Annotated in this window: 10 protein-coding genes and 1 pseudogene; 7 read left to right on the top strand and 4 right to left on the bottom strand. The window is 68.8% G+C overall.

What is annotated here, in order from left to right:
- Nucleotides 1-54: 54 nt before the first annotated feature.
- Complete coding sequence (locus LRD69_RS09390; protein ID WP_277326100.1) at nt 55-1062, bottom strand: aldo/keto reductase; 1008 nt, start codon at nt 1060-1062, stop codon at nt 55-57.
- A 302-nt stretch (nt 1063-1364) separates the two neighbouring features.
- Here LRD69_RS09390 and LRD69_RS09385 point away from each other — a divergent pair, with 302 nt between their 5' ends.
- Together LRD69_RS09385 and LRD69_RS09380 are read left to right on the top strand one after the other, a co-directional pair.
- The gene (locus tag LRD69_RS09385; protein ID WP_277326099.1) at nt 1365-1586 is read left to right on the top strand and encodes a DUF6243 family protein; all 222 of its coding nucleotides are present in this window, start codon (nt 1365-1367) and stop codon (nt 1584-1586) included.
- A 299-nt stretch (nt 1587-1885) separates the two neighbouring features.
- Nucleotides 1886-1984 (top strand): annotated as a pseudogene (locus LRD69_RS09380) (XRE family transcriptional regulator); the annotation flags it as partial.
- 72 nt (nt 1985-2056) lie between these two features.
- On the opposite strand, the gene LRD69_RS09375 reads toward LRD69_RS09380, so the two are convergent.
- Complete coding sequence (locus LRD69_RS09375) at nt 2057-3559, bottom strand: MFS transporter (protein ID WP_277326098.1); 1503 nt, start codon at nt 3557-3559, stop codon at nt 2057-2059.
- Between the two features lie 205 nt (nt 3560-3764).
- Here LRD69_RS09375 and dusB point away from each other — a divergent pair, with 205 nt between their 5' ends.
- From dusB to LRD69_RS09360, 3 genes are all read left to right on the top strand, one after another.
- Nucleotides 3765-4913 carry a tRNA dihydrouridine synthase DusB gene (gene dusB / locus LRD69_RS09370; protein ID WP_277326097.1) on the top strand — a complete coding sequence of 383 codons (1149 nt, stop codon included), beginning with the start codon at nt 3765-3767 and terminating at the stop codon, nt 4911-4913.
- A gap of 530 nt (nt 4914-5443) precedes the next feature.
- Entirely contained in the window at nt 5444-8275 is a 2832-nt protein-coding gene (gene ppdK / locus LRD69_RS09365; RefSeq protein WP_277326096.1) for a pyruvate, phosphate dikinase, read from the top strand.
- A 336-nt stretch (nt 8276-8611) separates the two neighbouring features.
- Nucleotides 8612-9136, top strand: coding sequence for a DUF302 domain-containing protein (locus LRD69_RS09360; RefSeq protein ID WP_277326095.1), 525 nt, complete (start codon nt 8612-8614; stop codon nt 9134-9136).
- A 95-nt stretch (nt 9137-9231) separates the two neighbouring features.
- On the opposite strand, the gene LRD69_RS09355 is transcribed toward LRD69_RS09360, so the two are convergent.
- Nucleotides 9232-9747, bottom strand: a complete 516-nt coding sequence (locus tag LRD69_RS09355) for a hypothetical protein (RefSeq protein WP_277326094.1) — start codon at nt 9745-9747, stop codon at nt 9232-9234.
- Between the two features lie 1175 nt (nt 9748-10922).
- Between LRD69_RS09355 and LRD69_RS09350 the strand changes: the two genes are divergently transcribed.
- Together LRD69_RS09350 and LRD69_RS09345 are read left to right on the top strand one after the other, a co-directional pair.
- On the top strand, nt 10923-12032 hold the full coding sequence (locus LRD69_RS09350; RefSeq protein ID WP_277326093.1) for a helix-turn-helix domain-containing protein: 1110 nt from the start codon (nt 10923-10925) through the stop codon (nt 12030-12032).
- A gap of 152 nt (nt 12033-12184) precedes the next feature.
- The gene (locus LRD69_RS09345) at nt 12185-12595 is read left to right on the top strand and encodes a VOC family protein (RefSeq protein WP_277326092.1); all 411 of its coding nucleotides are present in this window, start codon (nt 12185-12187) and stop codon (nt 12593-12595) included.
- Between the two features lie 21 nt (nt 12596-12616).
- On the opposite strand, the gene LRD69_RS09340 is transcribed toward LRD69_RS09345, so the two are convergent.
- Nucleotides 12617-13552 carry an oxidoreductase gene (locus tag LRD69_RS09340; protein WP_277326091.1) on the bottom strand — a complete coding sequence of 312 codons (936 nt, stop codon included), beginning with the start codon at nt 13550-13552 and terminating at the stop codon, nt 12617-12619.
- Between the last annotated feature and the right edge of the window lie 79 nt (nt 13553-13631).

Genomic DNA, 13631 nt, shown 5'->3' with positions numbered 1-13631 from the left:
GCGCCGTTCGGGGCGCTGCCCGGCAAGGGGCGCCCCGACGACCGTACCCGGAGCTCAGCGCTCGCTGTCGAGGTGGGCCATCTGGTTCTCCGGGTAGCGCGGACCGGCGGCCGCACCTGCCGGGACCGCCTCCTCGATCGCGGCGAGATCGGCGGCGTCCAGCGTGACGTCCAGGGCGCCGAGCGCCTCGGCGAGCCGGTCACGACGGCGCGCGCCCACCAGCGGCACGATGTCCGCCCCCCGGCTGAGCACCCAGGCGATGGCGATCTGGGCGACCGACGCGCCCTTCTGCTCGGCGATCTTGCGCAGGGCGTCGACCAGGTCGAGGTTGTGCCGGAGGTTCTCGCCCTGGAAGCGGGGACTCATGGCGCGGAAGTCGCCCGGACCCAGCTCACGGTCACGGGTGAAGTGTCCGCTGATCAGGCCGCGCGAGAGCACCCCGTACGCCGTGATGCCCACGCCCAGTTCGCGGCAGACCGGCAGGATCGTGTCCTCGATGGACCGGGAGATCAGCGAGTACTCGATCTGCAGATCGGAGATCGGGGCCACGGCGGCCGCCCGCCGGATCGTTTCGGGGCCGACCTCGGACAGGCCGATGTGGCGGACGTGGCCGGCCTCGACCAGCTCGGCGATGGCGCCGACGGTCTCCTCTATCGGGACATCGGGATCGAGGCGGGCGATCCGGTAGATGTCGATGTGATCGGTGCCGAGCCGCTGGAGGGAGTAGGCGGCGAAATTCTTCACGGCGGCCGGGCGGCCGTCGTACCCCGTGAAGGCGCCTTCGACCGTACGCAGCGCGCCGAACTTCACGCTGGTCAGCGCCTGTTCGCGAGCGGCGGCGGGGGCGGTGCGCAGCGCCTCGTTGATCAGCAGTTCGTTGTGGCCCATGCCGTAGAAATCGCCGGTGTCCAGCAGCGTGATGCCGGCGTCGAGCGCCGCGTGGATGGTGGCGATCGACTCCGTGCGGTCGCTCTCGCCGTACAGCGCGGACATGCCCATGCAGCCGAGGCCGAGTGCAGAGACCTGCGGGCCGGTGGAGCCGAGGGTGCGGATGGCGGTCATTGAAGAACTCCCGTGGTGGTGGGGGAAACGGCCCTGGTGCAGCCATGGCAGAACTATGGCATGAGAGATGACAGATTTCAATATCTGTCAGTCCACTGGTGTGAGGCTTCACCCGGACGGGCCGAAATTCGCGTGCCGCGTCGGGTCCGGCCGGGTACGGTTCCCGCATGTCTTCGTTCTTCCAGATCTACGAGTGAGAGCGCGGCGGGTCCGGACCGTTGCCGCCCGCCGCCCATCGGATCGAACTCAGGTCGCTCGCACACCTCGCGACCTTCACGACTCACCACGAATGGGAGACCCCCGTGGCCAAGAGCCGCAACAACCTTCTCGGTGTCGGTGGACAGCGCAAGAAGCTGTCCCGCGCCGATCGGCAGGGCGAAGGTCCTGCGCGTGACGCCGACCGCAAGACCGCGGCCGACCAGAAGCAGGAGCTGCTGCGCAAGATGCGGGAGCGCGCTGGTTCGGCCCAGCCCGCTCGGTCCGAGCAGCCGGCCGCCGAGAGCGACACCGCCCCGCAGGGCTGACGCAGCCTCGCGCGCCGAAGCACCCGGGAGGACTCGACGACCCGGGAGCATCTGTACGACCGTGGGCCCGGATCACCGGTCGGTGATCCGGGCCCACGCCCGTTCCCGTCCGTCCTTTCCCGCTCACGCCACGCGTCCGGCGATCAGAGGGATCTGCCCGCACGCGCCGGCCCGCCGCCCGACTCGGTGGAACGCGAGCGTGGCGAACGGGAACGGCCCGGCGAGACCCACGTCCCCACCGGCCGCTCCGCGGTCCACCCCTCGGCCGGCAGCGTCATCAGGGACACCGCGAACGGCAGCGTGCCCGATCCGAGCGCATCACCCCGAGCGGGGTCGGACTCCCGCGCGGCCGCCGCAGGCGCACCCCCGGGCTGCGCCACGAGGAGGTCGCCCGGCTTCGCCGTCGGCGTCACCCGCATACGCCTCCGCTGTCCCCTCCGGCGAGGAGCCCCGGGAACGGCTCGTACCCCTCACGCCTTGGCACTCGCCGAAGCCTGGCCCCCGGCTCCGGTCCGGCCGCGGTCAGCTGTACCACTCGGTGCCTCCAGCCGTGCGGCGGTCCGGCGCGCCGTCTCGCGGGCCCAGTGTCCGCTGGTCAGCGCCCCCATCAGAAGAACCGCCAGACCGCAGCCGGTCATGATCCACCACGCGGGTTTGCTCGCGTCGACGAAGGCGGTGGCATACCCGGTGCCGTGCGGGGAACCGGTACCGGCCACGCCTGCCGCCAGCACCGCACCGATCACCGCGACGCCCAGCGTTCCGCCGATCTGCCGGCTGGTCGAGGCGACCGCCGCCGCCACGCCCGCCTGCGAGCGCGGCATCCCGGAGACGGCGGTGTTGGTGATCGGCGCGTTCACCATGCCGAAGCCGACACCGAACAGCACATAGCCGGTGAAGAGCAGCACATTCTGTGTCTCTGCTTCGAAAGCGGCGAACAGCAGCCCGCACGCCGTCATGGTCGCGCCTGCCACGAGCAGTGAGAGCCGCGGTCCCCGGCTGCCGACGAGCCGCCCCGACAGCGGGGCGCAGGCAAAGGTCATCGCTGCCATCGGCAGCATGTACAGACCGGCGTGCAGCGCGCTCAGACCACGCACGTTCTGCAGATACAGGGTGTTGAGGAAGAGGAAGCCGCTCAGTGCGGCGAAGGCGCAGACCGCGATGGCGGTGGCGCCGCTGAACGGGGCGCTGCGGAAGAACCGCAGGTCGATGAGGGGTTCGGTGCGCCGGGGCTCGTACAGCAGCAGTCCGGTCAAGGAACAGGCGGCGAGCGCCGCGAAGGCCAGGATCTGCGGCGAGGTCCAGCCCGCCGAGGGGGCCTCGATGATCGCGTACGTCAGTGAACCGAGGAGCGCGATCACCAGGAGCTGTCCCACCGGATCGGGTCGGCGGGGCCTGGGGGCGCGGGACTCGGGGACGTACCGCCAGGTGAGCAGCAGCGCGGCGAGGCCGACCGGCAGATTGATCCAGAAGATCGACCGCCAGCCGACCGAGTCCACGAGCAGACCGCCGACCACCGGTCCCGCCGCCATGGAGATGCCGACGACACCGCCCCACACGCCGATGGCGCGGGCGCGCTCGCGAGGGTCGGTGAATGTGTTGGTGATGATCGACATCGCGACGGGGTTGAGCATCGAGCCGCCCACCGCCTGCACCATCCGGAACGCGACCAGCGACTCCAGATTCGGCGCCAGGGAGCAGAGCACCGAGCCGAGAGTGAACAGGACGAGACCGATCTTGAAGATCTTCGCCCGTCCTATCCGGTCGGCGGTGGAGCCCGACAGCATCAGCAGCGAGGCGAGGACGAGGGTGTAGGCATCGATGGTCCACTGCATGCCGGCGACGGTGGCGTGCAACTCCCGCTGCACGGCGGGCAGGGCGACATTGAGGACCGTGTTGTCGAGACTGACGATCAGCAGACTCATGCAGCAGATCGCCAGGACCAACTGCCGACGGCGGTGGCTGAGCTCGGGCATACATAGATAGTACGGTTAACTAATGACTCGCGCTCCGGGAACGGCCGGCCCGTGCCGCGGAAGGTCCGGCCCGTGCCGCGGGAGGGTCCCGGACGCCGCCCGAAGCGATACCGCCCAGGGTCTTTCGTCCGGATCCGGGCCGCGCGCGCCCCATGTGATCCGAACGGGGACCTAAGCCGCTTCCGGCGTACGCGACAATGGAGCAATGACCACGCTCGCCCCCTCGCTCCCGCTGCTCCGGATCGGCCCGCACACCGTGCAGCCTCCCGTGGTGCTCGCACCCATGGCCGGTATCACCAACGCGCCGTTCCGCACCCTGTGCCGGGAGTTCTCCGGCGGCAAGGGGCTGTTCGTCAGCGAGATGATCACGACGCGGGCGCTGGTCGAGCGCAACGAGAAGACCATGCAGCTCGTCCACTTCGACGCGAGCGAGACCCCGCGCTCGATCCAGCTGTACGGAGTGGACCCGGTCACGGTCGGCAAGGCCGTCCGCATGATCGTCGACGAGAACCTCGCCGACCACATCGACCTCAACTTCGGCTGCCCGGTACCCAAGGTGACGCGCAAGGGCGGCGGCTCGGCGCTTCCGTTCAAGCGGCCGCTGCTGCGCGCGATCCTCAACCAGGCGGTCTCCAACGCCGGCGACCTGCCGGTCACCATCAAGATGCGCAAGGGCATCAACGACGACCACCTCACCTACCTCGACGCGGGGCGGATAGCGGTGGAGGAGGGCGTCACGGCCGTCGCCCTGCACGGCAGGACCGCCGCCCAGCACTACGGCGGCACCGCCGACTGGGACGCCATCGCCCGTCTCAAGGAGCACGTCCCGGAGATCCCCGTCCTCGGCAACGGCGACATCTGGTGCGCGGACGACGCCCGCCGGATGATGCGCGAGACGGGATGTGACGGCGTGGTCGTGGGCCGCGGCTGCCTGGGACGGCCCTGGCTCTTCGGTGACCTCGTGAGCGCCTTCGAGGGTACGGAGAAGAGGCAGGCGCCGTCGCTCCGGGAGGTCGCCACTGTCATGCTGCGGCACGCGACGCTGCTGGGGGAGTGGATCGGCGACGAGACCCGTGGCGTGATCGACTTCCGCAAGCACGTGGCGTGGTACCTCAAGGGCTTCTCCGTCGGCTCCGAGATGCGCAAGAAGCTCGCGGTCACCTCGTCGCTCGACGAGCTGGGCGCGCAGCTGCACGAGCTCGATCTGGACCAGGCGTGGCCCGACGGCGCGGACGGGCCGCGGGGACGCACCTCGGGCAACAACCGTGTCGTGCTGCCGGACGGCTGGCTGAAGGACCCCTACGACTGCTCGGGCGTGAGCGCGGAGGCGGAGCTCGACACATCGGGCGGCTGAGGCGACGACTCCGGTTCGGAAAGGGCCCTGCGGAGGGTGGCACTCCACCCCCGCGGGGCCCTTTCGCGTATCCGGCCTCGGGCACCGGGTGCCCCCATTTCTGTGCCGCTCATCTGAGCGCCTGTGAGGCGTGGATTCAAGGCGAACCGGTCGGCCGAGGACGCCTCGGCGGGCGACTGTCGCATCTCGGTGGCAATTCTTTCGCCCCTCGCGGTCGTCGCGTAACCGTACGTAGCTCTCGGGGCGTCCGGATGGTGACATCTGAGCGCCCGCTGCGGCGTGATTCTCGCCACTCTGAGGTGCAGTCTGCTCACATGAGCGGGATTTCGGGGGATGCATTTCTCAAATGGTGGCACTGGGTGCCACGGGGCTCCACTTTGATCGATCGATACATCTGTCACCCAGCGTGTGGAAACAGTGGCGATACCGGCACGTTGTGTAGTAATGAGTTCATAAGATGAACGGACGCGCTCGGGGGATGGACTCGTACGCAACTTTCGATCTGCTGGCGGACGAGTGGTTAAGGCCGCATGACGCGCAAGTGGACGTACCCAGGCACCTTCGATCTGGGTATGTTCCTGGCCGTCAGGGCAGCCACCCGCGTCCTCGAGGAGTCGAGACCCGTGTCGGAAAACAAAGATCTCCACGTATCCACCCCGGAGCTCCAGGGTCAGAAGTTCGTTTATGACTTCACCGAGGGCAACAAGGATCTGAAGGACCTGCTCGGCGGGAAGGGTGCCAACCTCGCCGAGATGACCAACCTCGGGCTGCCCGTCCCTCCGGGCTTCACGATCACCACCGAGGCGTGCAAGGTCTACCTCGACAGCGGCAACGAGCCGACGGAGCTGCGCGACGAGGTCAGTGCACACCTCGACGCCCTCGAGAAGCAGATGGGCAAGAAGCTCGGCCAGTCCGACGACCCGCTGCTGGTCTCCGTCCGCTCCGGCGCGAAGTTCTCGATGCCCGGCATGATGGACACGGTTCTCAACATCGGCCTCTCCGACGAGTCCGTCGCCGGACTCGCTGCCCAGGCCGGCGACGAGCGGTTCGCCTGGGACTCGTACCGCCGCCTCATCCAGATGTTCGGCAAGACGGTCCTCGGCGTCGACGGCGACCTCTTCGAGGAGGCGCTGGAGGCCGCGAAGGAGGCCAAGGGCGTCACCGTCGACGTGGATCTCGACGCGGCCGACCTGAAGAAGATTGTCAAGCAGTTCAAGAAGATCGTCACGCGCGACGCCGGACGTGACTTCCCGCAGGACCCGCGCGAGCAGATGGACCTGGCCATAAAGGCCGTCTTCGACTCGTGGAACACCGACCGGGCCAAGCTCTACCGCCGCCAGGAGCGCATCCCTGGCGACCTCGGCACGGCCGTCAACGTCTGTTCGATGGTCTTCGGCAACCTCGGACCGGACTCCGGTACGGGTGTCGCGTTCACCCGCGACCCGGCCAGCGGCCACGCCGGTGTGTACGGCGACTACCTGCAGAACGCGCAGGGCGAGGACGTCGTCGCCGGTATCCGCAACACCGTTCCGCTCGCCGAACTGGAGTCGATCGACAAGAAGTCGTACGACCAGCTGATCCAGATCATGCAGACCCTCGAAACGCACTACAAGGACCTGTGCGACATCGAGTTCACCATCGAGCGCGGCCAGCTGTGGATGCTCCAGACCCGGGTCGGCAAGCGCACCGCCGGTGCCGCGTTCCGGATCGCCACGCAGCTGGTCGACCAGGGGCTCATCGACGAGGCAGAAGCGCTGCAGCGCGTCAGCGGGGCGCAGCTGGCGCAGCTGATGTTCCCGCGCTTCGACGAGCACGCCAAGACGCAGCTGCTCGGCCGTGGCATCGCCGCGTCGCCCGGTGCCGCGGTCGGCAAGGCGGTCTTCGACTCGTACACCGCCGTCAAGTGGTCCCGTTCCGGCGAGAAGGTCATTCTGATCCGCCGGGAGACCAACCCCGACGACCTCGACGGCATGATCGCTGCCGAGGGCATCCTGACCTCGCGCGGCGGCAAGACCTCGCACGCCGCCGTCGTCGCCCGCGGCATGGGCAAGACCTGTGTCTGCGGCGCCGAGGAGATCGAGGTCGACACCAAGCGGCGCCGGCTCACCGTCGGCGGGACCGTCGTCGAGGAGGGCGACATCGTCTCCGTGGACGGCTCGACCGGCAAGGTGTACCTCGGTGAGGTCCCCGTCGTCCCGTCCCCGGTCGTCGAGTACTTCGAGGGCCGGATGCACGCGGGTGCCGACGACGCCGACGAACTGGTCGCCGCCGTGCACCGGATCATGGCGTACGCGGACCGGGTCCGCCGGCTGCGGGTGCGGGCCAACGCCGACAACGCCGAGGACGCGCTGCGGGCCCGCCGCTTCGGCGCCCAGGGCATCGGTCTGTGCCGCACCGAGCACATGTTCCTCGGTGAGCGCCGCGAGATGGTCGAGAAGCTGATCCTCGCGGACACGGACGACGAGCGCGAGAGCGCGCTGGCCGCGCTGCTGCCGCTGCAGAAGGCCGACTTCATCGAGCTCTTCGAGTCGATGGACGGGCTACCCGTCACCGTGCGGCTGCTCGACCCGCCGCTGCACGAGTTCCTGCCGGACATCACCGAGCTGTCGGTGCGGGTCGCGCTCGCCGAGTCCCGCAAGGACGCCAACGAGAACGACCTGCGCCTCCTGCAGGCCGTGCACAAGCTGCACGAGCAGAACCCGATGCTCGGCCTGCGCGGGGTACGGCTCGGTCTGGTCATTCCCGGCCTGTTCGCGATGCAGGTCCGGGCGATCGCCGAGGCGGCCGCGCACCGTAAGAACGCCAAGGGCGACCCGCGCGCCGAGATCATGATTCCGCTGGTCGGCACGGTCCAGGAGCTGGAGATCGTCCGCGAGGAGGCCGACCAGGTCATCGCCGAGGTCGAGGCGGCCACCGGCACCGAGCTGAAGCTGTCCATCGGCACGATGATCGAGCTGCCGCGCGCAGCGCTGACCGCCGGTCAGATCGCCGAGGCCGCGCAGTTCTTCTCCTTCGGTACGAACGACCTGACCCAGACGGTCTGGGGCTTCTCCCGTGACGACGTGGAGGCCTCGTTCTTCACCGCGTACCTGGAGAAGGGCATCTTCGGGGTGTCGCCGTTCGAGACGATCGACAAGGACGGCGTCGGCTCCCTGGTCCGCAGCGCCGTCGCGGCCGGCCGGGCGACCCGCCCGGACCTCAAGCTCGGCGTGTGCGGCGAGCACGGCGGCGACCCGGAGTCGGTGCACTTCTTCCACGAGGTGGGACTGGACTACGTCTCCTGCTCGCCGTTCCGGATCCCGGTCGCGCGCCTGGAGGCGGGCCGGGCCGCCGCGGAGTCGAAGGGCAGCGACAGCCGCTGACCTGAACCCACCCCGGTCCTCCGGGGCCGTCGCCGGCCATTCGACCCTCATCGACGCGGCGACGGCTCCGGACCACCAGGAAGCGGCGGCACCCTGTGCGGGGGTGCCGCCGCTTCGTGCATCATCTGCGGAGACTGTCGAGCTCAGCCATGTCGGTAGGCAATTGGCACGGACCGTACGGCCCTTTGATTTGCCCCGGCGGCCAGCCGGTCATATCGTCGCTTTTGGCCAGGGGGGATCGGTAGCCGGGCAGCCCCGTGTCATTCCCGCAGGATCTGCCAGTTGGTTGCGTCGGGCCGCCTCGAAGCATTGATCCCAGAGTCAGGGAGCTATCGCATGGCCAGTCAACGCAGCCACACGGTGACCCGGGTAGACGTTTCCACGGGAATTGCCTACGACGACTTCGTGAACGCATTCGAGGAAGCGGCACCCGCGTTCAATCCGGGATCGATGGAACGCATTGCCGAAACCGGGGGCAGTTGGGACGACGTTCGCGCCGTGATGGCCGTGAACGCACCCAATGACCTGGTCCGCTTCGCTCGAATCAACGGCACCTCGCTGTTCAGTATCGCAGGACACACCACCAGGTCGACGGAGTACCTGACCGGCAATCACGTCATCGCTGAGACCATGTACGGCCATGATCCGAGGGTGCTCCTGTATGCGCCTTTGCGGATGCTGATCTACAGCGACGGCGACGGCAATGCGGTGTTCAGCATGCATCGGCCGAGCGACGAGTTCGGCAGTCTCGGCATTCCGGAGGTCACGAAAGTCGGGGAGGATCTGGATCGCATCGTGGTCAATCTGCTGCACGTCTGCGGTGTCGATGCTTCGCAGGACTTCATCCGGCACTCGGAGTAGGTTCAGAGAGCGGGCCACCGCCGGAGGGCCCGGAGTGCTGTACGACGGCCCGCCGAATATGGCTTGGACCAGGCCCGGCATTCGACCGCATCAAGCTACGAGGCGCGCCACGTCGCTGCTGTGTGGCGCCCGGGCCCGTAAATCTGGGCCAGTGCCTCATCGGCTTTTTCCGGGCTGCCAGCACGCAGGAGGGCCCGGAAACCCTCCCAGTCGGGAACGCGGCCATCCTGTCCCCACTGATCGTTCGGGATGGTGTAGATGTGCACCCACGGCCCGTGCGCCGGCAGCGGACCAGAACCGAACACCGATCGCACGGCATCGGCGGACTTGATCAGCATGGCGCGGGCGTCTTCGGGCGTGGGGAGAAGTTTCTGAGGCGCAATTACGTCGAGTTGAACTCGGGAGTTGGGATCGGCACCGGCGACATTGGCCGGTGCATACCAGTTCTCGGGCTCAAACTCGTAGAACTGCACCCAAGAGGTCTCTTGGTGGGTCTGGTTGTTGACCAGGCACTCGACGTCAGCTACGGCTTGAATGAGTTGTGCGCCGAGCTTCTCCTTCTGCTCGGCGCTCAGATGGCCCTTCATCGCGTGCACGCGAACGAAAACCATGTGCGTAGGTCCTTCCAGTTGCTGATCGACGGCCAACCCTGAGCCGGAAAGGCGGCCGATCTCAACAGGCCCGCGGACCCGTGGTGATCCATCACCTGATCAGGCGAGGCGGTGTCGGTTCAAGCAGGCTGGTCGATCGCGACGCCGAGCCGGGACAAGCCGATCGATCAGCAAATCGGACCAAGGCGTGGACCCGTGTAAGCGGAGCAGGTCAGGTGAGCCGCCGCCGGCCATCTCCGAGCCCCTCCAGGTCCTGTCCGCCGGCCGACAGAGCGGTGCTACGACCGGCGACATCCGCAAGGCCGTCATCAAGCGCAACCACTTCCACGGCTGACGGTTCAGCCGCTCGCCGCGCCGGCCCGCCGACGGTCCCGGCGGTACTGGATGTACGGCTCGCTCACCGCGAATCCGACCGCAGCCAGCATCCCGCCGAGCCAGGCAACTCGCCGACGTGGATGCGGGCTTGGTCTGACAAAGGCTTGGTCACACCAAGCCATCGATCACGCTCAACGTCTACACCGACTTGTGGGAGGCGGAAGAGGATCGGACAACCGACATGATGGAGGCGGCTTTGAGCGATGCGCCCTGAGAGTGCCCTCCAGGTATGAGGGACGGCTGACTTCCCCGCTCAGGACGTCAGCCGTACGCCCTGTGCGGGGGGTGCCGCCGCTTCGTCGTGTCCGGAAGTCGTGGGCGCGCCGGGTGCGGTGTGCCCGGCGCCGGATGCTGTGCGGAAACGGTTGGTCATGGGCGGCCATGAGCGGCCGCGGACGTACGGGTCACCCGGCACATACAAAGAATTGGGACGCGTAAGCGCTTTCGGGGTTCACCGTCCGTTCGCCGGCCCATTGCTTCGTTCAATACGCAAAGATATAGGCGGTGAACGGACCGGGGTGCGGCCCAGGGATCCCCATCCATGGGCCGCACCCGGCTTACCCCCGTCGGGCGCGGAGCCGCACCGTCCGCCGACCGCCGCCGAACGAGCAAAACCCCCCACGGCCTTCACTCGTTCATCCGGTCGGCGTCGGTTTCGTGCCCGACGCCGTACAGTTTTTCGGTTGCCCAGGGGGTGCGGCGAGACGTTTCACCTCTGGCCGAAACCCCGTGGTGACGTCCTGTGACGGTGCGCATACTCTTGAGCGGGGGAAATTGCGGATGCAACAGGTGGGGGTTCGGTGCTGCGTATCCATGTGTCCGGAATGGACCTTTCCCAGGTGCGGATGGCCACCCGGCCGGATGCATTGTGGGAAACCATTCTGAGTTTTCACCGGCTGAGGGACCGGCGTGCTTCCACGGTGTTCGGGAAATGGCGTACGGAAACCCGGCCCCGGCTGAGTGGGGAGACCCGTCTGCTGGCTGCGCTGGTGCCGCCCCGCGGCTATTTCCCGGACTTTCTGACGCCCTCCCGGGCCGGCAGCGAGCCCTATGGTTTCGACGCCGGAATGGAGGCGCTGCGCGACACCCCGCCCGAGCGGCTCCACGCCGATCTCGGCCTGCTGCGCGGCGACCGCCGCGAGCCCGGCCGGCCGTTGTCGCTGGGCGGGCGGCACGGTGGCGGGCATGCGGGCGGGCGCGCGGGGCGGACCGGTGGCGTACGGCCCGGGGGTGGCCGGCCGGGGGACGCGCGGCCGGTGCCGCTCGTCCGGCTGGAGGCGCTCGGCGAAGGGCGCGCCGAACCTCTCGGGCGGCTCATCTCCGCCCTGCGCGGCTACCACCGTGCTGCTGTCGAACCGTACTGGCCGCACATCCGGGCCAGCGTCGAGGCCGACCGCGCCGTCCGTGGCCGCGCACTCCTCGACGGCGGCGCCGAGGAACTCCTCGCCTCCCTCCCGCCCATGATCCGCTGGCGGGCCCCGGTGCTGGAGGCGGACTACCCCGTCGACCGCGAACTGCATCTGGACGGGCGGGGGTTGCTGCTCCAGCCGTCGTTCTTCTGCCGCTCCACCCCGGTCGTCTACCGCGACCCGAAGCTCCAGCCCGTCCTCGTTTACCCGGTCACCCACTCCGCAGCCCCGGTCTTCGCCGAGCCGGGCCCGGGCCCCTGGCTCGGCCGTCTCCTCGGCAACACCCGGTCGACGGTCCTCCAGGCCATCGGTGCGGGCTGCACGACCAGCGAGCTCGCCCGCAGGGCCGGAGTGTCCCTGGCCTCCGCCAGCCAGCACGCCTGTGTGCTGCGCGAGGCGGGGCTCGTGCGCACCCTGCGGCACGGCAGTTCGGTCCTGCACACGCTCACCCCGCTGGGCGGTTCGCTCCTCAGGGGAGGCGCGCCGCTCGCGCTCTCCTGAGGGACCGTGGCACTCTCCTGACGGGCCGGACGGGCCGGACGGGCCGCTCCGGAAGATTGCGCCGGCGGCTGCGATGAGTTCCGGACCGCCTCACCGTCTACCCCTCGAAGGCGCCCGGACCGGGCGCCACCGAAGAGAAGAGAGAGACGCACATGCCTCAGATGATCTTTGTGAATCTGCCGGTCAAGGACCTCGAGACGACCAAGGGCTTCTTCGGCAAGCTCGGCTTCTCGTTCAACGCGCAGTTCTCCGACGAGACCACCGCGTGCCTGGTCATCAGTGACACGATCTTCGCCATGCTCATCACCGAGCCGCGCTTCAAGGAGTTCACCAAGAAGGAGATCGCCGACGCCTCGAAGACCACCGAGGTGCTCATCGCGCTCAGCGCCGAGAGCCGCGAGGAGGTCGACGTGCTGGCCGACACGGCGCTCGCCTCCGGGGGATCGCCCGCCGGCGAGCCCATGGACCAAGGGTTCATGTACGGGCGGTCCTTCCAGGACCCCGACCACCACATCTGGGAGGTCGTGTGGATGGACCCGGCTGCCGTCCAGGCCCAGGGCTGAGCGCCCGCTGCGCCCGGGGCCTCACCCGGCGGTGAGGCTGCCCGGCCAGGTCACGCCCGTGAGCTGCTCGGACGCCACCCACAGTCGTTCGCCCGCCACATCGCTGCGCGTCCAGCCCGCCCGCCAGGACGGGGCGGGCGCACCTCGCCAGCCCAGCAGCTTCGGGCCGGTGAACGAGTCGGGGCGTACGCCGGGGGCGGTGGCCGCGTACAGCGTCGGCAGCGCTCCGGAGGACGCGGGCTGGGCGACGATCCGGTTGCCGATGTCGAAGATCCGCTCCGCGGCCCTGCGGTTCTCCATCCGGGCTGCCGCGGTCTGCAGATTGGTCGCCGCGTAGCCGGGGTGTGCGGCGGCGGCCACGAGACCGGATCCGGAGGCGGTGACCCGGCGCGCCAGCTCATGGATGAAGAGCAGGTTCGCGGTCTTCGAGCGGCCGTACGCGATCCAGCGGCGGTAGTTGTGCTCGCTGTTGAGATCACCGATGTCGATGTTGGACGCGGCGTGCATCGCGCTGGACACACTCACCACACGGGCCCCGGGGGTGTCGAGGAGCTTCGGCAGCAGCAGGTTGGTGAGGGCGAAGTGTCCGAGGTGGTTGACGCCGAACTGGGTCTCGAAGCCGTCGGCCGTCCGCCCGTACGGTAGGGCCATCACCCCTGCGTTGTTGATCAGCAGATCCAGCCGGTCGTACGGGTATGCCGCGGCGAACTCCCGTACGGACGACAGATCGGCCAGGTCCAGGGGCGCGCACTCCACCTCCGCGTCCGGCGCGGCCGCCCGGATGTGCGCCTCGGCTTCCTTGCCGCGGCTCGCGTCGCGACAGGCGAGCAGCACCCGCGCGCCGCTGCGCGCCAACTCCTGTGCCGTGACCAGCCCGATGCCGCTGTTGGCTCCGGTGACCACCGCCGTACGGCCGCTCTGGTCGGGGATGTCGCTCGCGTTCCAGCCCTTGGTCATGGATCAAGCGTACGGCCGGAACGGGTTGGCCGGATCGGCTGGGAGGCGGTTCCGTCACCCCGTGGGGGCGACGGTCCTG

Source organism: Streptomyces sp. JH14 (genome assembly GCF_029428675.1).
In the GTDB taxonomy this organism is placed as follows: Bacteria; Actinomycetota; Actinomycetes; order Streptomycetales; family Streptomycetaceae; genus Streptomyces.
The sequence above is the reverse complement of the archived record's forward strand: the minus strand, read 5'-3'. Positions and strand labels throughout refer to the sequence as shown.